The organism is Ruegeria sp. AL11 (genome assembly GCF_056540865.1).
On sequence record NZ_JBQFXO010000010.1, the window covers coordinates 1 to 25,206 of the forward strand.

Here is a 25,206-nt window from a genome sequence, read left to right on the forward strand (position 1 = left end):
GGATACTGAACAGGCATCTCCCAGCCCGCAAAATCAACCATCTTTCCACCCAACTCAACGTGAAGAGAGTAAAGTGGAGTGCGATTCGGTGCGTCGGTCATGGCAGATACCTTTTCGTATCGATTGGTCGGAACGCATACCCGTAAGTTTGCCCCAAGCTGGATCTAATGCAACGATTCAGCCTTGGTGTTTCGGCCCAGAACCGCAGCCAGAGCGGGCATGTATACGAACGCATGCATCGGCAATGTTCCTATAGGAAACTATTTTCCGTTAGGCAACAGACGATATTCCCAGTGCTGGTAACTGGCACGTTTTCGAAGCCGTGTGTTCAACTCGGAGTTTGGCTATGGCCATGCAGACAATCGAGAATTTGCGTATTCGCTACAATTCACAACGGTTTTGGCTGCAGCCTTTGAACGGCGTGATCCAGCACATGAAGCCCGGCGATCAGGTCACTTTCGGCGGTATCCTCGGCAAAATCGTGACTGATTCCATTGATAGACGGCACAAACAGCATGGCAACCGGCATCAGGCGCGAGACGTTGGTGGCGTCATGAAGCGCCCCCGAGGGCATCCTGCGCCATTTGCCGGGCGCGACCTGTTCGGCCCCATGCTCCAAAGCTGCGCGCAGCGAGGGGTCCATGGCCACCGGCTCCAGCCCTAGCATCGGGCCGTAGCTCAGGCTCATGCCCATCTCTGCGGCGATCTCGGCGGCTGTAGCGCGAATGATCTCCTCCATCCTTGCCAGACGGTCGGCATCCCCGTCACGCCATTGCATCGAAAACCGCACTCGGCCCGGTACAATGGACGAGGCGTTGGGGTGCAGATCTACATGCCCAATGGTCCAGACGGTTTGCGGCGTAACCACGTTTCTGAACCGGTCGTTCAGACGGGTGTTGAACGCAGACAGAGCCTGAAACGCGTCGCGACGCAGATGCATCGGCGTGGTTCCGGCGTGGTTCTGCTGACCGTCGAACTGAACAACCATATCGCGTATGCCGACGATGTCGGTGACAACGCCGATTTGCTCTTTCTGGGTATCAAGCATCGGGCCTTGCTCGATATGCATCTCGATGAAGCCTGTGAAACGGGTAGGATCGACAAAGCCCTCGGCCAGATCGCCCATCGCACCCCGAGCCGTGGCGAAGGGTATACCCGCATGGTCGGTCAGCTTGTCCGCCTGATCCAAAGGCAGCCCGCCCGACCAGATGGCCGAGCCTGTGGTGACGCCAAACCGGCCCTCTTCATCTTGAAAGCTGACAACCGAGACAGGCTGATCGCTGCTGCGCGCAATCTCAAGCGCAGCGATTACGCCCAAAGCACCGTCGAGCCAGCCGCCCTCGGGCTGGCTGTCGCTATGTGACCCCATCAGCAAGGACGGCCCTTCGGCCAAACCAAACAGGTTCCCGACCGGATCAAATTGCGGGGTCAGGCCCGCATCTGCCATCCGGCTTGCCAGCCATGTCCGGGCGGCAATGTCGGCCTCGGAAAAGGCTGGGCGGATGACGCCTTTGCCCACGCCCGAGGCTCCGAATTCGCGCAGCTTGTGCAGATCGGCCAAAAAGCGGTTTTCGTTGATTGCCATGAACTCCCCCCAAACGTCTTGCGCGGCCAACCATAGCGCCCGGCTGGCAACCTGCAATCACCCTTCGATTTTTGCCGAACCCCTCTGGCCCCGGCCCGGAACCTGCCCTAAGACTTGCCAGCAAGAGGGACCGCCATGTCACATATCACACTGGTTCGTCACGGTCAGGCCAACACGGCAGCGCGGGACGAGGTAAACTATGACAAGCTCAGCGATCTGGGCCACCAGCAGGCGCGCTGGCTGGGCGCGCATCTGCGCGACACGCGGGCACATTATCCGCGCGTCTATTGCGGCACGCTGACCCGGCATGTTGAAACGGCCTCCAGCATGGGGCTGCCTGAGCCGGTTCGCGATGCACGCCTGAATGAGATCGAGTATTTCACCCTGGCGCAGCTGTTTCATGAACAGCACGGTGTGGCGATCCCGACAGATCGCGAAGGTTTTGTTGATCACCTGCCCCGCACATTCGCTGCCTGGGCCGATGGCGATATCCAGGATGCGCCCGAAAGTTTCGAACAGTTTGAAACCCGCGTCAGTGACGCCCTGTATGAGATCGGAACCGAGGGTGGGCCGGCGATTGTTGTAACTTCGGGTGGGTTGATCTCTATGGTGGTGCGGCAGGCAATGGGTCTGGATATCCCGTCGATGGCGCGGGTGGCACTTGCCATCATGAACACCTCGCTGCACCGGCTGCATCCGATTGGAGCGCAGCTTAGCCCGGTTCTGTTCAACGCTACCCCGCATCTGGAAGCGCCAGACCGGCAATTCGCCCAGACCCATCTGTAAGGAGGTCCCGATGCAGCTCTACTACGCTCCCCGCACCATCTCGGTCGCTGTCGCCATCGCGCTGGAGGAGGCCGGTCTGGATTATGAGGCGGTCCGACTGGACTTTGCCGATGGCGAACAGACCAAACCCGCCTACAAGCAGATCAACCCCAAGGGCCGGGTTCCGGCGCTTGCAGTGGATGGCGGCATCCTGACCGAAACCGGCGCGTTGCTGGAATATGTGGCAACAATCGCCCCGCAGGCCGGGCTGGTCCCCGAAGACCCGGTCATGGCCGCGCGGATGCGCGAGGTGATGTACTACCTCGCCTCGACCATGCATGTGAACCATGCCCACAAGATGCGCGGGCACCGCTGGGCCGACAAGAAATCCAGCTGGCAGGATATGAAGGACAAGGTCGCGCAGACCATGACCGCGTCCTGTAAATACATCTCATCGAACGGGCTGCGCGGGCCGTTCGTTCTGGGTGAGTCCTTCTCGCTCGCCGATGCCTACCTCTATGTGGTGTGCAGCTGGCTGGAGGGCGACGGCGTAGACGTCTCGGCCTTCCCCAAAATTCTCGCCTTCCGCGAGGCGATGGAGGCTCGCCCTTCCGTTCAGGCGGCCCATGCCGCCGGAATGCTCTGACAAAAGGAATGACAATGACACATCTCTGGGTCCGGGCAGAACAGCGCCCGAACGAGGATCGGGTCGGGCTGACCCCCGAAGGTGCTGCCGCGCTGATCGCGGCAGGCATCCGCGTGACGGTCGAGGAAAGCTCTGTCCGTGCCATCCCGCTGGACGGCTACAAGGACGCAGGCTGCGAGATCGCGGCTGAAAACAGCTGGCCCGAGGCCCCGCAGGACGCGATCATCTTCGGCCTGAAAGAGCTGCCCGAGGACGGCACCCTCCTGCCTCATCGCCACATCATGTTCGGCCATGCCTACAAAGGCCAACATTCTGGCCGGGCGTTGTTGGAGCGGTTCAAGGCGGGCGGCGGCACCCTTTATGATCTGGAATATCTGGTCGACGAAGACGGCCGCCGCGTCGCCGCTTTTGGTTATTGGGCTGGGTATGCCGGGGCCGCTGTCACGCTGAAAACATGGGCCGCGCAGCAACGCGGACAGGAATGCCCGCCCGTTGGCGTCTATGCCAACAAAGACGCCCTGAATGCCGAATTGCTGGCCGAGTTGGACGCCACAGGCGCTAACCGCCCCCGCGCCATCGTCATTGGCGCGTTGGGCCGTGTTGGCACCGGTGCCGCAGATATGTGCGAAGCGATGGGTGTCAGCGTCACCAAATGGGACATGGCTGAAACCGCCAGCGGAGGACCATTCCCGGAAATCCTGGATCATGACCTGTTCCTGAACTGCATCTTCGCGCGCCCCGGCACGCCGGTCTTTGTCCCGCGCGAGGCGCTGACCGCGCCGCGTAAGTTGACCGCCATCGGCGACGTGGCCTGTGACCCGGACAGCGACTATAACCCGGTCCCGGTCTATGACCGTGCCACCACGTGGGAGGCCCCCGCCCTGCGCGTTGCGACCGACCCGGTGATGGACGTGATGGCCATCGACAACCTGCCCTCGATGCTGCCGGTCGAAAGCTCGCAAGACTACGCGGCGCAACTGCTGCCGTCTCTGCTGACGCTAACTGATCTGGACAGCGGCGTCTGGGGTCGGGCAGAAGCAACCTACAAAACTCATATCGAAGGACTCTGAGCGATGACGATTCACTGGTGTGGCACCGGCCTGTCGGCCATCCCCGGCCTGCGCCGCCTGATCGAGGGCGGGCACAAGGTCACCGTCTGGAACCGAACCATCGAAAAGGCCGAAGCCGAGGTCGGAGACCTGACCGACGACATCCGTGCCTTCGACATCGACGCTCTGGGCGCGGTGCTGGAGAAGCGCGACGTGATCGTCTCGATGTTGCCGGGCGATTGGCACGTGCCGCTGGCGGAGCTGGCAATCTCCAAAGCAGCGAACTTCGTCTCGTCGTCCTATATCGCGCCCGAAATGCGCGCGCTGGACGACAAGGCGCGTGAAGCTGGTGTGGCTTTGGTCAATGAGGTCGGGTTGGACCCGGGCATCGACCACCTGATGGCGCATGCTTTGGTGGCCGACTACCGCGCCTCGGATGCTTTTGACGCGCAGAACCACCTGAGCTTCATCTCGTATTGCGGTGGCATCCCCAAGAACCCGAATCAGTTCCGCTACAAGTTCAGCTGGTCGCCACTGGGCGTCCTCAAGGCGCTTCGCTCACCGTCAAAATCGATCCGCGACTACGCACCGCTGGACGTCGCCCGCCCATGGGACGCAATCAGCAGCTATATCGCACCATTGCCCACCCCAGAAAGCTTTGAGGTCTACCCCAATCGTGACTCGCTGCCGTTCATGGCCGAATACCAGTTTGAGGATCACTGGCCGGTCAAAGAATTCGTCCGCGGCACCCTGCGCCTGAACGGCTGGACCGATGCCTGGGCCGACGTGTTCTCCGAAATCGAGACCCTCTCAGGCCCCGAAGGCGACGCGCGCCTGAAAGAGATGTCGGATCAGTTCTGGGCCGAAAACGCCTATGACGAAGGCGAGCCCGACCGCGTGGTGCTGTGCGTTGGCCTGAAAGCCGAGAAAGACGGCGTTGAGGTTTGGCACAAAACCTACGTCATGGATGCCTGGGGCGATGAACGCGGCACCGCGATGGCGCGTCTGGTGTCGATCCCGGTCTCACTGGCGGTTGAAGCCGTCCTGAACCGCGCCATCCCTGCTGGCGTTCACGCAGCACCCAGCGACCCGAAACTGGTGCAAGGCTGGATGGGTGAAATCGACACGCTCGCGCAGCATCTGCAAATCGTGGATCACTTGGGTTAACCAGCCGGGAAAAGAAAAAGGCCATCCCAGCATGTCTGGAATGGCCTTCAATCTCGTATTATTTCCATTTCTAAGCCTGACTTTCCTTACGACGCCCGAGCGTCAGATGTATCGATTGATCGTGTCCTCGATATCGCTGCGGTTTATGCCCAACTCGGCCAACTGATTGTCGCTCAAGCCATCCAGATACTGCGCGGCACGCACAATTTCCGGACTTATGGCCTTGATACGCATGGCGCGATCAAACAACAGCAGAGCCGTAGCAGACGGCGTTGGCTGATATACGGGCGGGATGACATCAAACATATTCGTTACCTCACTCATTAAGAAAACAGCGTTTGCGAACGGTCGCGGACCCTGTTTCAATGTCGAAGCGGGGCACCGTTGAAAACGCTCTCGTAGGCGCGCTGTTTGATCTCGCTCCGATCAATCCCGATATCCGCGAGTTGGTGATCCGAAAGTCTTTCCAGATTGCGCACCGTGTTCGAGAAAATGCGTCTCCGAAAAAACTCGACCTTTGCGTCCGCGTAGTTCGAGAACAAACCGTCAAAGAGGCCAGTCCGGGCTTCTGCAGTATGTGTATGTGCCATTTATTTTCCTCCTAAATTTGATTTTCAGTGCAGTACTGACATCAAATAAAGGGACGCTGCGTTAACCAAAAAGCAGCGTTCCATTAAAGTTTCTTTAGGAAGATGGAGCGCGATGCCACGCGCTATCTGGAACCTTCGGCTACATCAGATCGTTCTCGATATCCTCAGCCGATATGCCCAAGGCATCCAACCCGTTCTCAAGATGATCCGACAGATGGGGTGTACCGATCAGATAGTCGGCGCAGGGGGTCGAAGCCTCGGACTTGGCGGTGGCAATGGCCTCGGCCAGATCCTCGGCGAAAAAGCTTTCGCGCCCGATCCACATGATGGCGACCAGCTCGGCCTGTTCATCCTCGCTCATCCGGTCGACAAAGGCGCGCAATTCACCTTCGGCCCGTCCCAGCTCACGTCCCATCATGGCAACCTGAGCCACTTTCCTTGCCGAAATTTCCAACATGCCTTCAGCTCCTTTTGTTCGCGGTTTCGACACATCAGACCCCGACACGCGCCCTGAGTCTTTGATCTTACGCAAACAGAGGGGCAACTATCGGCGAACCCGCGACACCGGCTGATCCGGTACTGGGGCCGTGCGGAACGGACGAAACCGGGCTTTTTTGATCCAAAGCTTGATTGCCTGCCACACGATCAGCACGAAGGTGCGCCGTGCACCAAACGGACGGCGCAGCAAAGACCACAGAATAGAGCGGTTGGTCAGCGGCTGGCGCGGACCCGTCAGCGTGGCGATCAGCCCGCCTCCTTCACGCCCGTAGTCGATCCAAACCCCAACACGGTCGGGGCGATAATCGAAGCGGAACGTGTAATTACCCTCAATCTTTTGGAAGGGTGACACATGCATCAGCTTGTCCGCCACCACCCGGTCCGAAGGGTCGATGACCGCGAAACCCGGCTTGTGGCAGACATAGCTATGGCGCGTCCCGTAAGTGTTCGTGACCTCAGCGACCACGGCGTAAAGCTGCCCTTCCTGATCGAAACAGAACCAGAAACTGACCGGGTTGAAAACATGGCCCAGAACCCTCGGCTGCGTCAGTAACATGATCTGCGCAGGCTGGGGCACCTCCAGTTCCTCAAACCGGGCGCGCAGCCATGGGGCTCCGATCCCCTGCCCCGGTTCACCCCCGTGATCTGACTTGCGCCAATTGGTGATATTCACTCGGTCAACCGAAAAAAGAAGCGGCGTGAACAGATCGGCTTCGGGGTCCAGCAGGATGTAATCGACCGAATAGCGAAAGGCGTTTTCAATCGCCCCTTTGCGACCGTGATAGGTGTAACCTGCTATGTGGTCGATATTTTTCATTCCGCCGCGCGTCCTGCTTTGCCCGTAATTTGTTCGACTTGCGCCCTTTTCAGAAAAGAGACGTCATTTGAAATACGGAATCCACCCCGGTTTGGACTTTTTTTGCCGCATGAAAGTGATCCGCCTTGGTGCCCCCCGCGTAATCCGGTTATGTTTACCGAGATCAATACCGTGACCTTGGACGAACCTGCGGCTGAACAGGCCGCCCCTCAGCCTTGGCGCGCAAAGAAACGCATCAAGGGTAGACAGGTGAACGGAACGAACGGCAGTTGCGACACCAGGACCGAGTGGGTGGACCATGTCAGGCGCATCCGAGACGCGCAGGACCAGGCGGCTTTTGCCGAGCTGTTCCAGCATTTCGCGCCGCGTATCAAGGCGTTCCTGATGAAGTCAGGATCAGACGCTGCGCTGGCCGAAGAGTGCGCGCAAGAGGTGATGGCGACCTTGTGGCACAAGGCCCATCTGTTCGATCCGTCGCGGGCCACGGTGGCCACTTGGGTGTTCACCATCGCTCGGAACAAGCGCATTGACGTCCTGCGCAAGCAACGTCGCCCTGAACCCGAGGAACTGGGATGGGGCCCCGAGGCTGAGCCGGACCAAGACGATGTCCTTGCGCTGCAACAGGAAACCGCGCAGCTGCGCACCGCCATGCTGGCGTTGCCCGAAGCGCAGAGAGAACTGATCGAGAAGGCGTATTTCGGTGATTTGAGTCACCGAGAGATTGCGTCTCAGACCGGGTTGCCCCTGGGAACGATCAAATCACGTATTAGGTTGGCGCTGGACCGCTTGCGCCACGCGATGAACTGAGATGAGCAAGATGAGCCAGTCGATTAAACATCACCTGACAGATGAGCTGCTGATGGCCTATGCCGCCGGCTCGCTGCCCGAGGCGTTCGACCTGATGGTCGCAACCCATCTGTCGCTTTGCGACCACTGCCGTGCGCGCGCCGAAAGCTATGAGGTCGTGGGCGGACATGTTCTGGATGAACAACCTGATGCAGTCAGCATGAGTGACGCATCCCTTGCCGCGACGATGGCCCTGATCTCTCAAGGCGCACCGACCCCCAAGCCCGCTCGTCCGGGCTGCGCCATCCTGCCGACCCCCCTGCAAGACTACGTCGGTGGGACAGTTGATGACATTCAGTGGAAACCGATTGGCATGGGCGTGAAACAGGCGATCCTGCCGACCAGCAAGGAGGCCACTGCCCGCTTGCTGTTCATCCCTGCAGGTGTCGCCGTCCCGGATCACAGCCACAACGGTACTGAATTGACGATGGTTCTTCAGGGTGCCTTTTCGGATGAGGTTGATCGCTTTGCCCGTGGCGATGTCGAGATTGCAGATGAAGATCTGCATCACACGCCGACGGCCGACATCACCGAGGATTGCATCTGTCTGGCCGTTACGGACGCACCGCTGAAGTTTAGCAAACTGATGCCGCGCCTTTTCCAGCCCTTCCTGCGGATCTGATCGTGTATGGTTCGGATCAGAACTGCCTCTGACAGGAGATATTTCATGAACCGAACAAGCTTGATTGCGCTTGGCTTTGCGTGCTTTGCCACGATTGCGTCTGCCCAGATGAAGGCTGATGTGAAGTTCGAGCCAGGCAACTTTGGCACAATGGTCAACGGTACCGTGACCGGAGATGAGTATTTTGACTACTCGCTCGGCGCGAAAGCCGGGCAAGAGATGTTTGCCGACCTCAAAGTCAGCGATACCAACGGCAATGGTGTGGTCTATTTCAACATCCTGCCCCCCGGTAGCGATGGCGTCGCGATCTATAACGGCTCGATTGACGGCAACACCGCCCGGATCGATCTGCCCGAGGACGGGGACTATACGATCCGCGTGTACTTGATGGGCAATGACCGAGATACAGGCAAAACCGTGGGCTACAATCTGGACCTGTCGATCCAGTAAGGTGCTACATGGCCTCGCTGTCGACTTCGGCGTTTTCAGACCGAATGGGAACCCCCAACAGCTCTAACGCGCCGCTGCGGCCTTTGACCTCGATAGGGGGGATACTGACCAGCCCGTCCAATAGGCCCGGCCCTCCAGCCGCTGTCACAAGGTCGTTCGAGACGATCAGGTCCATTTGCAGATCGCGGGTCAGGCTTTCTAGCCTTGCGGCTGTGTTCACCGCGTCTCCGAACACTGAAAACTCCAGCCTGTCCTGATCGCCTATAACGCCGAGAAAAACCTCACCCCAATGCAAGCCGATTCCGGTGCCAAGTGAAGGAAGGTCCGCCGATTTGCGCTCGGCGGTCCAGCGGGCCATTTCGTCCAACAGTCCTGCGCCGCAGTTCAGGCAGCGTTTTGCGGCCTGCTCTCCGTCAAACACGATCATGACCGCGTCTCCGATGAACTTGTCGATGATACCGTTTTCCCGACGCACAACAGCCGAGACCCGGCGTCTGTAATCTGACACCAGCTCAGAGACCTCATCCGGTTCAAGCTGTTGCGACAGTGTCGTGAATCCGCGCAGATCGATGAAAATCAAACCGGCCTTCTGGCGGCGTCCGTTCTTCAAAGCCGCCAATCCGCTGTCACCAAGGTCCTGCACGACCTGTGAGGGCAGGTAGCGCGTCAGGTTCGCGCGACGCTGCGCCTCAGTTATGGATTGAAACAGCAACTTGTGAACCCGCCTTGCGGCGACGATCAGAACCACCCCGGCCAGGGCGATCATGAAGACTCGGATCAGGTTGGGCGGCGGTGCCAGAAATAGCCAAATAGGACTGTCTGTATGGCCCCGCGCGGATCCTGCATTTATCCCGATCAGGAACAAAAACCCTAGCGACAGCAAGACAACCTGCATCAACATGACCTTGTGGTTGCCGCGCAATACTCCGAAAGCCAGAACCACAGGAACCAGCCAGACGGCAGGCAAAACGAAGACCTCATCACCAACGAGGCCTGTATTGAGCAAACCCAACCAAACCGAGACAATCAGGAACACGGAATCCGCACCCGACACAGGCCACGCCATCCAACCCGAAAAGCGCCCCCTGCGTGCCGCGATCCATGTCACGAAGCCAAGCAAGAAATAGGCAAAGAGGGTTCCGAACGCGAACGCCCATTGGCGCTCCAGAACTGCGTGCCCGCTGTTCGAAACCGGTTGGATCGTGACGAGGAAAAAGACGCCAAGGCCCGCCGCAACACCCATTCGCAACAGGCCAACGATCTGTTCCGCGTCCTGCTCGGCCGTTCTCAGCAGTTGGTCAATTTCTGGCGGGTGCGCCGCATTTTTCATTCTGCAACCTGTCTGTCAGGATGCGCACTCAGCCCTCGTGCCGCGTTAAAGGGACGACCTCCGAGGGGGCCTCTGGCGCAAGTTCCTCAAAATCAAAGTTATCAAGCCGTTGCGCCCTGCGGCCAGCTTTTTCCGCGCTGATCTTGATGTCCGAAATGTCCTTGGCCGCCTGCCCGAAATGGCGATCCAAATTGGCGACGCGGTCGCCCAAACGCTCGACATCCTTGTGCAGCATCCCCAGTTCTTTGCGGATGGCACCCGCCTGTTCCCGCATCCGCGCGTCCTTTAGGATCGCGCGCATCGTGTTCAGCGTCGCCATGCAGGTGGTCGGTGACACGATCCAAACACGTTTGGTGAAACTCTCCTGCACCAATTCGGGGAACTTGGCGTGCAACTCGGCATAGACCGCCTCAGACGGCAGGAACATTAGCGCGCCATCGGCGGTTTCGCCATCCAGAATGTATTTCTCAGCGATATCGTTGATATGTTTGCGCACCGTGCCGCGGAACATCTGAACCGCCGCCTTTAGTTCGGCGTCATTGGTCGAGCCAATCAGCGCCTCATAGGCCTCCAACGGGAATTTGCTGTCGATCACAATGGGTCCCGGAGGGTTCGGCAGATGGATCAGACAATCCGCCCTGCGTCCGTTCGAGAGGGTCGCCTGCAACTGGAAACTGTCATGCGGCAGCGCTTTGGAGACTATGTCATTCAGCTGAATCTCACCAAACGCGCCCCGAGTCTGTTTGTTCGACAGGATATCCTGCAGCGACAACACATCGCCGGACAGCTTGGTGATGTTGTCCTGCGCCTTGTCGATGGCGGCCAACCGCTCCTGCAGCTGAGTCAGCGAGGTCGCGGTCTGCTTAGAGGACCCGTGCAGAGATTCCTTCATCCGCTCCTGCATCTCAGCCAGCGCGCGGGCTGATTTCATGGCATTGTCGGCCAGCCGGTCATTCATCTGCTGCTGTACCGAGGACAAGCGGGATTCGACCGTTTGGATCACCTGCACCTGCGCATTGGCCTGAGTGTCCGAGACGTGCTGCAGCCCGCCGCGCAATTGCTCCTGCCCCTGCCCCAATGCCTGCACATGTTGCCCCAGATGTGCCATCTGTCGCGCGAGGGGCTCTGCCATCCGCGCGGAACGTTGCGACGCCCGCAGCGACAGAAACAGCAACAAAAGAACCAGCGCCAGAACGCCACCCGCAACGAGGATTACGGGGTCATTCAGTGCATATTGGGTGCCTGCAATCTCAATCATATGAACCTGTACGTTCTCGTTTTGTTTCTATCTTCTTAAACGCTTCGCGATACCGGATCAACTGCGCCCGAACAGGCGCTCGATATCGCTGAGTTTCAGTTCAACATAAGTGGGTCGCCCGTGGTTGCATTGGCCGGAATGCGGGGTGGCCTCCATCTCGCGCAGCAGGGCGTTCATTTCCTCGGCCCGCATCCGGCGGCCAGAGCGGATCGAACCATGGCAGGCAACGCGGCTGAGGATCGCCTCAATCCGCGCCTGCACCATCTGACTGTCGCCCTGATCGGCAAGCTCATCGAGGACATCCAGGATCATCGCGCGGGCATCAACCTCGCCCAGAATGGCAGGGGTTTCGCGCACGGCAATGGCACCGCCGCCAAAAGGCTCCAGCGTCAGGCCAAGGCGTGAGAGGTCATCGGCCACTGCCATCAGCCGCGCGCAATCGCCTTCGGACAGTTCGACGATCTCGGGGATCAGCAAAGCCTGCGCGGCGACACCGTTCTCGGCCATTTGCGTTTTGAGCTTTTCATAAACCAACCGCTCATGCGCCGCGTGCTGGTCGACGATGACCATCCCGTCGGCGGTTTGTGCGATGATGTAGTTTTCATGCACCTGACCGCGTGCTGCCCCCAAGGGCAGGTCCTGAGGCGCGGGTTCTTCAGCGGTCACCGGGGTCACAACCGGGGTCGGCTCAACGATGCTGCCGCTATAGTCCCTTGCCAATTCAGCAAAGCCGGGGGATTGCACTCGATACGCGGCTTGCCGGGCCGCCTGCGACGGCCGGTCCATCTGGTAGACCCGCGCAGGGGTAGGCTGCGGCGCCTCGGGCCGCATCGCGCCCAAAGTCGCGTTGGCAACGGTCGAGGACGCCCGATGTCCGGCTTCGGCCAGCGCGTGGCGCAGGGCGGATACGATCAAACCACGCGCGACGCCGGGATCGCGGAACCGAACCTCTGACTTGGCGGGATGCACGTTCACGTCCACCAGCGTCGGATCGCAGTCGATGAAAAGCGCCGCAGCAGGGTGGCGGTCACGGCTGAGAAAGTCGAAGTATGCGGCCCGAAGCGCGCCCGTGAGCATCTTGTCACGGACCGGACGGCCATTGACGAACAGGTATTGCGCGACAGCAGCCCCGCGCGAATAGGTCGGAAGGGCAGCATAACCGTACAACCGGATGCCTTCGCGGGTCGCATCGATCTGCAGGGCGTTTTCGGCGAACTCGCGCCCGATCACGTGGGCCAGACGGGCGTGAAGGGCATCAAAAAGATCGCCATTCTCGCGGTCGGCGCGGAAGGTCACGCGGCCCTCACCTCCGCCCGAGCTGTCGCGCAAGGTGAACGTGACGGAAGGCTCAGCCATGGCGAGGCGTTTGACCGTATCGCCAATAGCCTGCGCCTCGGCCCGATCGGTGCGCATGAACTTGAGCCGTGCCGGCGTGGCGAAAAACAGATCGCGCAGCTCGACCACTGTGCCTGCACGAAGGGCGGCGGGCTTCACCGCCTCCATCTTGCCGCCCGAAACCGCAATCGACGCCGCATTCGCCCCCGGAACGCGGCTGGTGATCGACAAACGACCTACCGCGCCGAGCGAGGGCAAAGCTTCACCCCGAAAGCCGAAGGTGTGAATGTTCAAAAGGTCGGACCCGTCGATTTTCGAGGTCGCATGACGCGACAAGGCCAGCGGCAGATCCTCGGGCGCGATACCACAGCCATCATCGGTGACACGAATCAAGGTCTTGCCCCCGTCCGCGATATCTATGGCAATACGGGTGGCTCCGGCGTCGATGGCATTCTCGATCAGTTCCTTGACGGCCGAGGCCGGACGTTCGACCACTTCACCGGCGGCGATGCGGTTGATCGCAGCATCGTCGAGCTGCCGGATAACGGGTCGTGTTTCGCTGATATTGGGGGTCGTCTGCGCCATACCACCAGACCTAGCACATCACGGCCCGATTCTGCCACCGGATTGAACCGTAATATCGGCCGATCTTTCAGATCAAGAAGGGAGGGGGGCCGGACAGCGTTCGGGGGCTGGCTGTGCCGCCCTCACCGAACCCTGCCCGGACTTACCGAAGTGAGTGGTAGGTTTTAGCCGGTAATGCAAATGACCTAACACGCAATTAGTTAAATTGCTTATTAAGAGTCATCTTTATTTACTCTGGGCAAAGTTCAGCCGATGACCTGCGGGAACCAGTGGCAGGAAAGTGCCGCTTCACGCAGGTGTGTGCGCACCCACTCGGGTGCGGCACGGGCCGAAAATGGCGGTCAGGACGAGAATCACGCCGGACATGGTGGCGATCATCCCTGCCGCGCTGACGGCGTCCGCCGCGCCCAGCCAAAGCGGGCCATACCCGGCCAGCACATATCCCGAAACAGCTGAGAGGATGGCGAAACCCACGCTCCAGGCGATTTGCGTCTCCAGCCGGTTGGTCATCATGCGCGCCGCAGCAGGGGGGCAGATGAACATGGCAATCACGATGATCGAGCCGACGGCATCAAAGGCGGCAACAGCAGCGATCGCGGCGACGATGACCAACGCCAGCCCTAGCGCGCCCGTGCGGATGCCTATGGTACGCGCGAACCCCTCATCGAAGGTCGAGATTTTCAGCGGCCGCCAGAAGAGCCATGTGAACAGCAGAACACCCAGCATCGTCACTGCAATCCGAAGCAGTTCCGGCGGCAGCCCGGCCAAGGCCTGCAAGTCCCAAAGCGAGGACCAGCCCGTCGCATCCAGCCAGATCAGGCTTTCCAGATTTCCATAAAGCGCATGTTCCACATCCAGATGTACGGTTGAGGTATCCGTCTGCTCCAACAGCAGCACACCTGCCGCAAACATCGTGGTAAAGACCACACCCATCGCCGCACCCGGCTCGATTTGACCCAGCCTCCGGATCGCCTCGATCAGAACAACGGCAACGATCGCCGCTCCCGCCGCGCCCAGCATCATGGGCCAGGTGGAGATCGCTCCGGTCAGCAGAAAGGCCACAACGATGCCGGGCAGGACCACATGGCTGATCGCATCCCCGATCAGCGCCTGTTTGCGCAGCACGAGGAAATTGCCGGGCAAGGCGCAGGCTATCGCCGCGAAGGTGCCGATCAGCAGTGGCGTCAGCGACAGGGGAACGAATTCTTCACCGCTCATGTCGGAACCCCCTGTGGTCCGCCGATGCGATTGTCTATTTCCGCGATCTGATCCTTGGTCAGTACGGTTTCGATGTCACGCAGGCCATCGTATAGCGCGGCAGTCGCCTCATGCGCCTGATCCGCGCGCACGACCTCCCACCGCTTTTCATCGCGCAACGCTTTTGCAGCGCGAGCTTTGCCAGCCTCGGTCGCCACGCCATCGGCGCGCACAAGATCAGCGTGGCGCAACAGGCGCAGGGTTAGAGGTTCGTAGATCTTCTGGCCTTGTGCCAAAGCCAACAGCCCTTGCCGGATATGCACCCGACGTTGGAACCTCAGATGGCGCAGAACGGCGGCCAGAATCCCGCGGACCGGGGCGAGGAACAGGGACAGGACGAAGAAGGCGAAGCTGACCAGAACGATGATAGGCCCAGTCGGCAGATTCGGCGCAGTGGCCGACAAGGCGGCGCCGATATAGCCCGCCAAACCACCCGCGAGACCGGCCAGCAAGACGACGCGATCCGACCGCTCGGACCAGAACCGCGCGGTGACTGGAGGGATGATCAGCAAAGCCACGATCAGGATCAGACCAACGATCTTCAGGCCCACCACAGTGACCGCCATCACCAGACCCATCATGGCAAGGTCAATGCGATGCACGGGCAAGCCCCGGGCGGCGGCATATTCGGGGTCAAACGCCACCAAAGTCATAGGGCGGCGCAGGATCATCACAAGCACCAGAGTCGCCGCACCTCCGATCGCGATGATCAAGGCATCCGCCCACAGCATCCCGGCGGTTGATCCGAGAAGGAAGCCCTCCAACCCCGCTTGCCGACCAACGCCCATAGTCTGAATGACGGTCAACAGGACGATGCCGAAGCCGAAGAACACCGACAGAACCGCGCCGATGGCTGCATCCTCGGCCAGTCGGGTGTGGCGGGTTAGCCAGTTCAGGCAGAGCAGGCCAACCCAAGCCGACACCGCCGATCCGGCCAGCAGACCCAGCAGGTTGCGCCCGTCCCCACCCAAAGCCACAAGCAGCATGAAGGCCAGACAGACCCCCGGCAGGGTCGCATGGCTGATCGCGTCACTGACCAGCGCGCGTTTGCGCAAAAACAGAAAGGTGCCGGTCACTCCAGCCGAGACTCCCAGCAAACTCGCACCAATAGCAACCAGCGTGGCGTTGTAACCAAGCTGCAGGCTGAGCGCATCCCAGAGCATTCCCTACCCCAGCGCGCGCGAAATCTGGTCGATTTGCGCGGTGGCCAAGCGGCCTCCGTATGCGGATTGCAGGGTTTCAGCGGTAAAGGCCTGCGCCACCGAGCCTTCGGCGATCTTGCGCGTGTTGATCAGGAAGACATGATCAAAGTAGTCCGTGACCGTGGCCAGATCGTGATGGACGACTACAACGGTCTTGCCCGCCTCTTTCAGCGATTTCAGCACTGCGATGATGGCTTTTTCGGTGGCCGCATCGACACCAGCGAAGGGCTCGTCCAGCAGATACAGATCGGCGTCTTGCGCCAAAGCACGGGCTAGGAACACGCGCTGTTGTTGGCCGCCGGACAGCTGGCCGATCTGACGATCTGCAAAATCGCGCATGCCAACGCGGTTCAGGCAATCCATTGCTGCCGCTTTGTGCCGCGCGCGAACACGGCCCAACAGGCCCAACTGCCTCGACAGGCCCATGAGAACCACATCAATCACGCGGGTCGGAAAATCCCAATCGACACTGGCCCGCTGCGGGACATAGGCAATCCGGGCACGCTGTGCCTCGAGCGGTTTTCCGAATACCGTCACCTGACCGGACAAGGGCGTCACGATCCCAAGCGCCGCCTTTAGGAGTGTCGATTTCCCTGCCCCGTTCGGGCCGATAATCGCGGTCATCGCTCCCGGCTGAACCGTCATATCTACAGAGAATACAGCAGGCTTCTGACCGTATGAGACAGTTAGACCACGCACAGCCAGCGGGCTGGCCTCAATCCCTTGGTCTTCGACGGAAACACCCTGAACCGCTGCAAGCTCTAGCATCACTCAAAACCCCGCAGACAGTTTGCCGTTCAGACCCTGATCTGGAACATCCGCCCCCAAGGCCCCTGCGATCACGGTGATATTGTGATCCAGCATGCCGACATAGGTGCCCTCATAGGTACCTGGCTCGCCCATGGCATCGGAATACAGCTCCCCACCGACCGAGACTTTGTGCCCCTTGGCCGCAGCCCCTTCGATCAGCGAGCGCATCGAGCGATCCGAGACCGAACTTTCTACGAACACGGCGGTCAACTGGCGGTCGACCAGAGTGTTGACCAATTCTCCGATCCGATTCAGACCGGCCTCTGACTGGGTCGAGATGCCCTGCACGCCCATCACCTCATAGCCATAGGCCGCACCGAAATAGCCAAAGGCGTCATGGGCGGTCAGCAGTACGCGGCTGTCTTCGGGCACTGCTGTCAGGGCCTGTTCTGCATAGGCTGTCAGGGCGTCAAGTTCGGCCAGATGCACCTGTGCGTTTGCGGCAAAAATCTCGGCAGCTTCGGGGCGGGCCTCGGTTAATGTCTCTTGGACCTTGGTGACCACATCGGCCCACAGGGTTGGGCTCATCCAGATATGCGGGTCATATTTGTCGGCATAGTCATCATGCGCGCGCAGCTTCGATTTATCGAGGCTTTCGGCCACGGCTACCACGGTCTGCTTACGGCTGAGATCTACAAAGAAATCTTCCATCTGCGCTTCGAGATAGAGACCGTGCCACAACACCAGATCTGCGCGGGTCATGGCGACGATATCGCTGCGGGTCTGACGGTAAGCATGCGGATCAACGCCGGGACCCATGAGGCCCTTTACCTCAACCTGATCGCCGCCGACCTGTCGCACGGCGTCGGCAATCATGCCGGTCGTAGCCACGACCTTCAGCGGAGCCTGCGCCCATGCAGCAAGCGGCATGGCAGCGGTGATAGCGAGAGCAGCAAGGAAACTGCGACGAATCATGGTTGATCTCCGGAATTCGGACCCTGTTGCGATTAAATATGAGAACGACTCGCAACTAAGTCAATGCTATTGCGAATTAGTCGCAACAAAATCCCAGTTTATTTGTCCAAATGGTCAAAAAAATACCGCAAGGCCGCTCTGCTGCCTTCCATTTACTGCCAAGCCGTGCGATTTTGGCGCAAACCTCCCAAAGGATGTGAGTATGGAAACGCAGAGCTCAGACAGCCCCGTGCGCACCGCGCATCTGCCGCAAGTGACCGAACCCAGAAACCCCGGCATGGAATTGGATCTGGATTGGGTCCGCGCCGTGCAGGCCAACACCTCAGCGATTGAGCGCCGCGCCGCGACCCTGCCCGGTCGGCGGTCCGTCAAGAAAGACTATCAGGCCGCGTGGTTGCTGAAAGCAGTCACCATGATCGACCTGACCACCTTGTCGGGGGATGACACGGTAGGCCGCGTGCGCCGCCTGTGCTCCAAAGCGCGCCAGCCGGTTTCCTCCGCATTGTTGCAGGCGCTGGACATGCCGCCTATCACAACCGGGGCGGTTTGCGTCTATCATGACATGATCGAGACCGCCGTGGACGCGTTGAACGGCACCGGCATTCCGGTGGCGGCGGTGTCGACCGGGTTCCCGGCGGGCCTGTCGCCCTTCCACCTGCGCGTGGCCGAGATTGAGGAAAGCGTCAAAGCAGGCGCCGAAGAAATCGACATCGTGATCTCACGCCGTCACGTGCTGTCGGGCGATTGGCAGGCTTTGTATGATGAGATGAAGGCCTTCCGCGCTGCCTGCGGCGATGCCCATGTCAAAGCCATTCTGGCGACCGGAGAGCTGGGCAGCCTGCGCAACGTCGCCCGCGCCTCGTTGGTCTGCATGATGGCGGGGGCGGATTTCATCAAAACCTCGACCGGGAAGGAAAGCGTCAACGCTACTCTGCCCGTATCGCTGGTGATGATCCGCGCGATTCGCGACTACTATGACCGCACCGGGTATCGTGTGGGGTACAAGCCTGCGGGTGGTATCTCGAAGGCCAAGGATGCCTTGGTTTATTTGTCGCTGATCAAGGATGAACTGGGCGACCGCTGGCTGGAGCCGGACCTGTTCCGCTTTGGCGCCTCGTCACTTCTGGGCGATATCGAACGGCAGTTGGAACATTATGTGACGGGCGCGTATTCCGCCGGTTATCGTCACTCCATGGGCTGAGGAAAAGAACAATGACAGTCAAAGAAATCTTCGAGACCATGGACTATGGCCCTGCCCCCGAAAGCGCAGCTGAGGCGTTGGCCTGGCTGGTCGATCAGGGCGATGCGTTCGGTCACTATATCGACGGGAGTTTCACCAAACCGGGCAAAGGGTTCGAAAGCAGCAATCCCGCGACCGGAGAGGTTCTGGCCAAGCTGACCCAGGCCAAGCAGGCGGATGTGGACGCGGCAGTCGTAGCTGCCCGCAAGGCGCAACCCAAGTGGGAGAAACTGGGCGGCGCAGGCCGGGCGCGGTATCTCTATGCCATTGCGCGGCTGTTGCAGAAACATGCGCGCCTGTTCGCCGTGCTTGAGAGCATGGACAACGGCAAGCCGATCCGTGAATCGCGTGACATCGACATCCCTCTGGCGCAACGCCACTTCTACTACCACGCCGGTATGGCGCAATTGATGGAGAGCGAGCTGCCCGATGCTGAGGCCTTGGGCGTGTGTGGGCAGATCATCCCGTGGAACTTCCCGCTGCTGATGCTGGCCTGGAAAATCGCGCCCGCGCTGGCGATGGGGAATACGGTGGTTCTGAAACCGGCCGAATATACCTCGCTGACTGCGCTGCTGTTTGCTGATATCTGCTTACAGGCCGGGCTACCCAAGGGCGTCGTCAATATCGTGACCGGTGACGGTGCGGTGGGCGAGATGATCGTAAACGCGGACGTTGACAAGATCGCGTTTACCGGCTCGACCGTCGTGGGGCGGCGTATCCGCGAGGCGACTGCGGGTTCGGGCAAGGAACTGACCTTGGAGCTGGGAGGCAAGTCCGCCTATATCGTCTTCGACGACGCCGATATTGATTCCGCAATCGAAGGTCTGGTCGATGCGATCTGGTTCAATCAGGGTCAGGTCTGTTGCGCAGGATCCCGCCTGCTGGTGCAGGAGGGCATTGCCGACCGCTTTCACGACAAGCTGCGCGCCCGGATGGACGGTTTGCGCATCGGTGATCCGCTGGACAAATGCATCGACGTCGGCGCGGTTGTGGACCCGGTTCAGCTGCAGACCATCAAATCCTTGGTCGACACCAACACCGCTGGCCATGTCTACCACGCAGCCTGTGAGCTGCCGGAAAACGGCTGCTACTACCCTCCAACGCTGATCTCGGGGCTCGAGACCTCGGACCCGCTGATGCAGGAGGAGATTTTTGGCCCGGTTCTGGTCTCCTCGACCTTCCGCACCCCGGCTGAGGCGGTCGAGCTGGCGAACAACACCCGCTACGGCCTGGCCGCAACGGTCTGGACCGAGAATGTGAACCTCGCGCTGGATATCGCGCCCAAGCTGGTTGCGGGCGTGGTCTGGGTCAACGCCACCAACCTGTTCGACGCCGCAGCCGGGTTTGGCGGAGTGCGCGAAAGCGGTTTTGGCCGTGAAGGCGGTTGGGAGGGGCTGACGGCCTACACCAAGCCCAAGGGCAAGGCCAAACCGCTGACCAAGGTCGAGGCAGCCGCAGGCGAAGGCGCTTCGGTCGACCCCATCGACCGCACTGCCAAAATGTATGTGGGCGGCAAGCAGGCCCGGCCGGATGGCGGGTATTCCAAGCCTGTTTGGGGCAAGTCAGGTCTTTTGGGTCACGTTGGCCTTGCCAACCGCAAGGACGTCCGCAACGCGGTTGAGGCCGCAGCAGGCGCGAAAGGCTGGTCCAAGACAACCGGTCATCTGCGGGCGCAAATCCTTTACTATATCGGCGAGAATGTCTCGGCCCGTGCGGGTGAATTTGCCGCCCGTATCGACGCCATGACCGGCAAGAAGGACGGTGCAAAAGAGGTTGAAGCTTCGATCCAGCGCCTGTTCACCGCCGCTGCCTGGGCCGACAAATATGACGGTCAGGTGCATGGCGTTCCGATCCGGGGCGTAGCAATCGCCATGAAGGAACCCGTCGGCGTGATCGGCGCGCTCTGCGCGGATGAGGCGCCGCTGCTGGGTCTGGTCTCGGCGATGGCCCCTGCGATTGCCATGGGGAACCGAGTGGTTCTGGCGGCATCCGAGCCGTATCCGCTGGCGGCGACGGATTTCTATCAGATCCTCGAAACTTCGGACGTGCCCGCTGGTGTGGTCAATATCCTGACTGGCAGCCATGTGGAATTGGCGAAGCCGCTGGCCTCGCATCTGAACGTGGATGCGGTCTGGTCATTCTCTTCGACGGATCTGTCGAAAGAGATCGAGGTCATCTCAGCCGGGAACCTGAAACGGACCTGGGTCAATAACGCGACGGCATTTGATTGGAGCATGGACCATTCCCGCCGCTTCCTTCAGGCTGCGACCGAAGTGAAAAACATCTGGGTGCCCTACGGCGAGTAGGGCTCCCGCATCACGGGAGGCCCACATGGACTTTGCAAACAAAACCGTCATCGTCATTGGCGGCACCAGCGGTATTAACCGGGGCATTGCCGAGGCCTTTGCGGCCTCAGGCGCGAGGTTGGCGGTTGCCAGCCGCTCACAAGAAAAAGTGGATGATACCGTCGCTGCGCTGAAAGCGGCAGGCGCGGCGGAGGCCATCGGTGCGGCGTTTGACGTGCGCGATCCGGACGCGGTGACGGCGGCGTTGAAACAGTTCCATGATGCGTTTGGCGATTTCGACGTGCTGGTGTCAGGTGCGGCAGGGAACTTCCCGGCGCTGATGTCCGAGATGTCGGTCAATGCGTTCAAGACCGTTGTCGACATTGACCTGATGGGCACCGTTCATGTTCTGAAAGGGGCCTACCCTTACCTCAAACGGCCCGGTGGCAGCATCATCAACATCTCGGCCCCGCAATCCTATCTGCCGTATGAAGGGCAGGCTCATGTCTGCGCGGCAAAGGCGGGCGTTGATCAGATCACCCGAACCCTGTCCATGGAATGGGGCGTCGAAGGCATCCGTGTGAACTCGGTCGTGCCTGGTTTCATTGAGGGCACCGAAGGGGCCAAACGCCTTGCGCCAACCCCCGATGCGGGCGAAGCGCTGCGCAAGGACGTTCCATTGGGTCGTTGGGGCCAACCGCAGGACGTGGCCAACGCTTGCCTCTTCCTCAGCTCAGATATGGCCAGCTATATCAGCGGCACAGTCATGGCGGTTGATGGAGCCTTGTATCAGCGCGGCTCGGGCAAGTTTGGCCAGATGATGGGTCAGATGCTGCGGGCGGCGAAAAAGGGCTAAAGCTTTAAGGCTGAATGTTCAGCCGCGGGGCTTTGTTTCGGCTACAGCTTCCTCAAGAGCTTCTGAAATAGATTCCTGCGGCGACCAGCAGCGAGGTCAGGACGCCGGCCACCACGTAAAGTGCAAAGGCGCTGAGCAGGGATTGGCCAAGAATCAAAGCTGCCGCAAAGGTCAGCAACCCTGCAACTGTGCCCAATCCCATAATCGCAACTACCATAGCGTCACTATCCATCCCAAGCTGTGACAAGAGATGAGGACCAAAGGAATCCCATCTCATATTCCGATTATCACAGAATTCTCGACATTTCTGGCTAAAGTATGGCCAAGACGCGTTAACGGTTGGTTAAGGCGGAGAGTTGCCGATCCGGTAAGCGGCGCATTGCTCGCTAGTGATAGGTATCCCGCCCTGCAAGCGCAGGGGGACGGCGTCAGCCGTCCACCCCTTCGGGTTTTCCAACGATGGTGAAGTGCAGGCCCTCCGGGTCCAGCAGTTCGGACGCCACGCGATTGATCTCATCCAGCGTCACCGCATTCACCTTGTCGTTGCGAGTCGCGATATAGTCGATCGGCAAACCTTGCATCTGCATCCCGACCATGATCCCGGCAATACGGCCGTTGCCATCAAACCGCAGCGGATAGGCCCCGGTCAGATAGGTCTTGGCGTCGTCCAACTCCTTCTGGGTTACACCCTCGGACGCTGCTCGGGCCCATTCGTCGCGGATCACCTCGACGGCTTCAGCGATGCGATCGTTGGAGGACGACACCGAACCCAGATAAACCGAGGCAAGGTCCTTGGGCGCCAGATAAGAATAGACGCCGTAGGTCAGGCCGCGCTTTTCGCGCACCTCTTGCATCAAGCGACTTTCGAAACCGCCGCCTCCAAGAATGTGATTCAGAACAAAGGCCGCGAAGAAATCGGGATCATCCCGGTCGATCCCTTTCTGCGAGAACAGCGCCACGGATTGCGGCGTGTCGAATTCGACCACGCTTACGCCACCCTCGATCTGAACCTCAGCTCTGTCAGGGATCGGTTTTCCGGTCTCGGGCAAGTCCAGCAGCAGGGTATCCAGCAACACGCCCAGTTCTTCTGCGGTGATATCGCCGACAGCGCCCACATAGAGGCGATCCTTGGCAAATACACTTTCATAGGCCGTAACCACATCATCGCGTGTCAACGCTGCCACGGTTTCAAGCGTGCCTTTGCCTTCGGACCCGTAGGGATGATCTCCATAAGCCATGGCGGCAAAGCTGCGACCGGCTATATCGTTCGGGTCGGTCTGGTCCGAGCGCAGGCCGGACAGGATTTGCGCCTTCACACGTTCCACCGCGTCTTCGTCAAAGCGCGGTTCAAGCAGGGTTGTGCGCAGCAGGTCAATCACCTCATCCCGGTTTTCGGTCAGGAAACGGGCCGATACCGAAACCGTATCGTCTCCGGCATTATAGGTGAATGAGGCCGCCAGCGACTCCAACTCGCGCGCATATGTGCGGGCATCCATATCACCCGCGCCCTCTTCGATCAGGCCACTCATCAGGTAAACCGCGCCGCGCTTGTCCGGATCATCCAGCGAAGTGCCGCCGCGAAAGCGCAGCTCGAGCGCTGCGAAGGGGATCGAATGATCCTCGACCAGCCACGCGGTGATACCACCGGGCGAGGTGACCTCCTCAATCTCGATCTCGGCCCATGCGGGCAGCGCGAGGACAAAGGCGATCAGGGTTGCGAAGATGCGTTTCATTGGGTCACCTCATCATCCTGCATCAGCCAGCCGGTGACCGAGCTTTCCAGTTGCAGAACCTCACGGGCGGCGGCGATGATCTCATCCCCGGTCACGGCCTGCAGGACGTCGGGCCAGGCCTGCACATCCTCAACCGTCAAGCCGCTGGTCAGGGCACGGCCATAGCGGTTGCCGATGCCGTCCACATTGTCACGGGCATAAGTCTGCGACGCGCGCAGCTGCATCTTGATCCGGTCAAGATCGTCTTCGTTCACACCCTCGGCGATGAACTCCGCCACGACCCGATCCATGGCATCCTCGGCCTCTTGCAGCGAGACACCTTCGGCCGGAACAACCAAAAGGTCAAAGGTGGTGTCATCCAGTGAGACCCCCCGGTAGAACGCGCCTGCATAGGTAACGACCTGATCTTCGAATTGCAGTTTCTCGTTCAGATATGAGGTCGTTCCGCCCCCGAGCAGTTCAGCCAATAGAAACAGGGCGGCCGCTTTCTCCTGCGCACCCGGATCGCGTTCCGGGGCGAGGTAGCTGCGCTGCACATAGGGCTGCGACACACGTGGGTCTTTGTAGGTCAGGCGACGTTCCGCCGTTTGCGGAGGCTCCTGCGAGCGGATGCGTTCCGGCAGGTCCGGGTTAGCCGGGATCACGCCGTAATACTGATCCGCAAGGCTGCGCACGTCGTCCGGGTCGACATCTCCGGTCACGACAAGGATGGCGTTATTGGGGGCGTAGTGCGTCTGGTAGAAGGAGAGCGCGTCCTCCATGTCCAGCGTCTCCATCTCATGCCGCCAGCCGATGATCGGGACGCCGTAGCGGTGGTTGAGGTACTGCGCTGCGTTCATCTGCTCGCCAAACAGCGCGCGCGGGTTGTTGTCAGTGCGCTGGTTCCGCTCTTCCAGAATCACGTCGCGTTCGGTGGCAATATCGTCTTCAGACAGGCGAATATTGCGCATCCGATCCGATTCCATCTGCATCATCAGCTCCAGCCGGTCGGCCGCGACGCGCTGGAAATAGGCTGTGTAGTCATAGGAGGTAAAGGCGTTGTCATTACCCCCATTGGCCGCAACCGTGGCCGAGAATTCGCCCGGTGCCAGAGTATCGGTGCCCTTGAACAGCAAGTGTTCGAGGAAATGCGCCACGCCGGACGACCCGATCGGCTCATCTGCCGATCCGGCGCGATACCAGACCATGTGCTGCACAACTGGCGCGCGGTGATCCTCGACCACGACGACATCCATGCCGTTGTCCAAAGTGAAGGTTGTGACCGCCTCTTTCCCGTCCTCGGCCAGGACCGGGGTGGCTGCCATCAGGGCGGCAGATAGTGCCAAAGCCCGAACCATGGGGCATCCTCCGTTTCGTTTCTAGACT

General features: G+C 60.1%; 25 protein-coding genes. 10 read left to right on the plus strand and 15 right to left on the minus strand.

Features of this window, described 5'->3' with window-relative positions; genetic code table 11:
• Positions 1 to 388: 388 nt before the first annotated feature.
• Positions 389 to 1,585, minus strand: a complete 1,197-nt coding sequence (locus ACR0IP_RS16145; protein WP_480526688.1) for a Zn-dependent hydrolase — start codon at positions 1,583 to 1,585, stop codon at positions 389 to 391.
• 135 nt (positions 1,586 to 1,720) lie between these two features.
• Between ACR0IP_RS16145 and ACR0IP_RS16150 the strand changes: the two genes are divergently transcribed.
• Genes ACR0IP_RS16150 through ACR0IP_RS16165 form a run of 4 tightly spaced genes read left to right on the plus strand, consistent with a single transcriptional unit; the run spans position 1,721 to position 5,212 of the window.
• Complete coding sequence (locus ACR0IP_RS16150; RefSeq protein WP_170379278.1) at positions 1,721 to 2,371, plus strand: histidine phosphatase family protein; 651 nt, start codon at positions 1,721 to 1,723, stop codon at positions 2,369 to 2,371.
• A 10-nt stretch (positions 2,372 to 2,381) separates the two neighbouring features.
• Entirely contained in the window at positions 2,382 to 2,996 is a 615-nt protein-coding gene (locus ACR0IP_RS16155) for a glutathione S-transferase family protein (protein ID WP_170379280.1), read from the plus strand.
• 14 nt (positions 2,997 to 3,010) lie between these two features.
• Positions 3,011 to 4,066 carry a saccharopine dehydrogenase gene (locus tag ACR0IP_RS16160; RefSeq protein WP_170379282.1) on the plus strand — a complete coding sequence of 352 codons (1,056 nt, stop codon included), beginning with the start codon at positions 3,011 to 3,013 and terminating at the stop codon, positions 4,064 to 4,066.
• Positions 4,067 to 4,069: 3 nt separating this feature from the next.
• Complete coding sequence (locus ACR0IP_RS16165; protein WP_480526691.1) at positions 4,070 to 5,212, plus strand: saccharopine dehydrogenase family protein; 1,143 nt, start codon at positions 4,070 to 4,072, stop codon at positions 5,210 to 5,212.
• 102 nt (positions 5,213 to 5,314) lie between these two features.
• Here ACR0IP_RS16165 and ACR0IP_RS16170 read toward each other — a convergent pair whose 3' ends face one another.
• From ACR0IP_RS16170 to ACR0IP_RS16185, 4 genes are all read right to left on the minus strand, one after another.
• On the minus strand, positions 5,315 to 5,518 hold the full coding sequence (locus ACR0IP_RS16170; RefSeq protein WP_170473219.1) for a DUF1127 domain-containing protein: 204 nt from the start codon (positions 5,516 to 5,518) through the stop codon (positions 5,315 to 5,317).
• A gap of 56 nt (positions 5,519 to 5,574) precedes the next feature.
• Positions 5,575 to 5,802: a DUF1127 domain-containing protein gene (locus ACR0IP_RS16175; protein WP_480526693.1), complete on the minus strand. Its 228-nt coding sequence runs from the start codon at positions 5,800 to 5,802 to the stop codon at positions 5,575 to 5,577.
• 139 nt (positions 5,803 to 5,941) lie between these two features.
• On the minus strand, positions 5,942 to 6,259 hold the full coding sequence (locus ACR0IP_RS16180) for a DUF3775 domain-containing protein (protein WP_170379290.1): 318 nt from the start codon (positions 6,257 to 6,259) through the stop codon (positions 5,942 to 5,944).
• Positions 6,260 to 6,346: 87 nt separating this feature from the next.
• Positions 6,347 to 7,117, minus strand: a complete 771-nt coding sequence (locus ACR0IP_RS16185) for a DUF1365 domain-containing protein (RefSeq protein WP_480526695.1) — start codon at positions 7,115 to 7,117, stop codon at positions 6,347 to 6,349.
• Positions 7,118 to 7,408: 291 nt separating this feature from the next.
• Here ACR0IP_RS16185 and ACR0IP_RS16190 point away from each other — a divergent pair, with 291 nt between their 5' ends.
• The 3 genes from ACR0IP_RS16190 to ACR0IP_RS16200 are packed head-to-tail and all read left to right on the plus strand — an operon-like array spanning position 7,409 to position 9,035.
• Positions 7,409 to 7,924: a sigma-70 family RNA polymerase sigma factor gene (locus tag ACR0IP_RS16190; protein WP_475220036.1), complete on the plus strand. Its 516-nt coding sequence runs from the start codon at positions 7,409 to 7,411 to the stop codon at positions 7,922 to 7,924.
• Between the two features lie 10 nt (positions 7,925 to 7,934).
• On the plus strand, positions 7,935 to 8,585 hold the full coding sequence (locus ACR0IP_RS16195) for a ChrR family anti-sigma-E factor (protein WP_170692054.1): 651 nt from the start codon (positions 7,935 to 7,937) through the stop codon (positions 8,583 to 8,585).
• 45 nt (positions 8,586 to 8,630) lie between these two features.
• Positions 8,631 to 9,035 carry a hypothetical protein gene (locus ACR0IP_RS16200; protein ID WP_170379296.1) on the plus strand — a complete coding sequence of 135 codons (405 nt, stop codon included), beginning with the start codon at positions 8,631 to 8,633 and terminating at the stop codon, positions 9,033 to 9,035.
• A 4-nt stretch (positions 9,036 to 9,039) separates the two neighbouring features.
• Here the strand turns inward: ACR0IP_RS16200 and ACR0IP_RS16205 are convergent, their stop codons facing one another.
• The 7 genes from ACR0IP_RS16205 to ACR0IP_RS16235 all read right to left on the minus strand — a co-directional run bounded on the left by ACR0IP_RS16205 (position 9,040) and on the right by ACR0IP_RS16235 (position 17,727).
• Positions 9,040 to 10,365, minus strand: coding sequence for an adenylate/guanylate cyclase domain-containing protein (locus tag ACR0IP_RS16205; RefSeq protein WP_170379298.1), 1,326 nt, complete (start codon positions 10,363 to 10,365; stop codon positions 9,040 to 9,042).
• Between the two features lie 28 nt (positions 10,366 to 10,393).
• Positions 10,394 to 11,623: a DNA recombination protein RmuC gene (locus ACR0IP_RS16210; RefSeq protein WP_170379300.1), complete on the minus strand. Its 1,230-nt coding sequence runs from the start codon at positions 11,621 to 11,623 to the stop codon at positions 10,394 to 10,396.
• A 57-nt stretch (positions 11,624 to 11,680) separates the two neighbouring features.
• On the minus strand, positions 11,681 to 13,543 hold the full coding sequence (gene mutL / locus ACR0IP_RS16215) for a DNA mismatch repair endonuclease MutL (protein WP_480526698.1): 1,863 nt from the start codon (positions 13,541 to 13,543) through the stop codon (positions 11,681 to 11,683).
• Positions 13,544 to 13,831: 288 nt separating this feature from the next.
• Positions 13,832 to 14,761 (minus strand): metal ABC transporter permease, encoded by a 930-nt coding sequence (locus ACR0IP_RS16220; RefSeq protein WP_480526700.1) that lies wholly within the window; start codon positions 14,759 to 14,761, stop codon positions 13,832 to 13,834.
• Positions 14,758 to 15,963 (minus strand): metal ABC transporter permease, encoded by a 1,206-nt coding sequence (locus tag ACR0IP_RS16225; RefSeq protein WP_170679362.1) that lies wholly within the window; start codon positions 15,961 to 15,963, stop codon positions 14,758 to 14,760. The genes ACR0IP_RS16220 and ACR0IP_RS16225 overlap by 4 nt, the downstream gene beginning before the upstream one ends.
• A 3-nt stretch (positions 15,964 to 15,966) precedes the next feature.
• Entirely contained in the window at positions 15,967 to 16,770 is an 804-nt protein-coding gene (locus tag ACR0IP_RS16230; protein WP_480526703.1) for a metal ABC transporter ATP-binding protein, read from the minus strand.
• Positions 16,771 to 16,773: 3 nt separating this feature from the next.
• A complete protein-coding gene (locus ACR0IP_RS16235; RefSeq protein WP_480526705.1) occupies positions 16,774 to 17,727 on the minus strand; it encodes a metal ABC transporter solute-binding protein, Zn/Mn family in 954 nt (317 codons plus the stop codon).
• Positions 17,728 to 17,929: 202 nt separating this feature from the next.
• On the opposite strand from ACR0IP_RS16235, the gene deoC reads away from it, so the two are divergent.
• From deoC to ACR0IP_RS16250, 3 genes are read left to right on the plus strand one after another with little or no spacing between them, the layout of a single operon-like run.
• A complete protein-coding gene (deoC, locus tag ACR0IP_RS16240) occupies positions 17,930 to 18,928 on the plus strand; it encodes a deoxyribose-phosphate aldolase (RefSeq protein WP_170667431.1) in 999 nt (332 codons plus the stop codon).
• A gap of 11 nt (positions 18,929 to 18,939) precedes the next feature.
• The gene (locus ACR0IP_RS16245; RefSeq protein ID WP_480526707.1) at positions 18,940 to 21,273 is read left to right on the plus strand and encodes an aldehyde dehydrogenase family protein; all 2,334 of its coding nucleotides are present in this window, start codon (positions 18,940 to 18,942) and stop codon (positions 21,271 to 21,273) included.
• A 25-nt stretch (positions 21,274 to 21,298) separates the two neighbouring features.
• Positions 21,299 to 22,108 carry an SDR family oxidoreductase gene (locus ACR0IP_RS16250; protein ID WP_480526709.1) on the plus strand — a complete coding sequence of 270 codons (810 nt, stop codon included), beginning with the start codon at positions 21,299 to 21,301 and terminating at the stop codon, positions 22,106 to 22,108.
• A gap of 52 nt (positions 22,109 to 22,160) precedes the next feature.
• Here ACR0IP_RS16250 and ACR0IP_RS16255 read toward each other — a convergent pair whose 3' ends face one another.
• The 3 genes from ACR0IP_RS16255 to ACR0IP_RS16265 all read right to left on the minus strand — a co-directional run bounded on the left by ACR0IP_RS16255 (position 22,161) and on the right by ACR0IP_RS16265 (position 25,178).
• Complete coding sequence (locus ACR0IP_RS16255; protein ID WP_170379318.1) at positions 22,161 to 22,325, minus strand: hypothetical protein; 165 nt, start codon at positions 22,323 to 22,325, stop codon at positions 22,161 to 22,163.
• Between the two features lie 211 nt (positions 22,326 to 22,536).
• Positions 22,537 to 23,841 (minus strand): M16 family metallopeptidase, encoded by a 1,305-nt coding sequence (locus ACR0IP_RS16260; RefSeq protein ID WP_480526712.1) that lies wholly within the window; start codon positions 23,839 to 23,841, stop codon positions 22,537 to 22,539.
• Positions 23,838 to 25,178 carry a M16 family metallopeptidase gene (locus ACR0IP_RS16265; protein WP_480526714.1) on the minus strand — a complete coding sequence of 447 codons (1,341 nt, stop codon included), beginning with the start codon at positions 25,176 to 25,178 and terminating at the stop codon, positions 23,838 to 23,840. Before ACR0IP_RS16265 ends, ACR0IP_RS16260 begins: the two co-directional genes overlap by 4 nt.
• Positions 25,179 to 25,206: the final 28 nt, after the last annotated feature.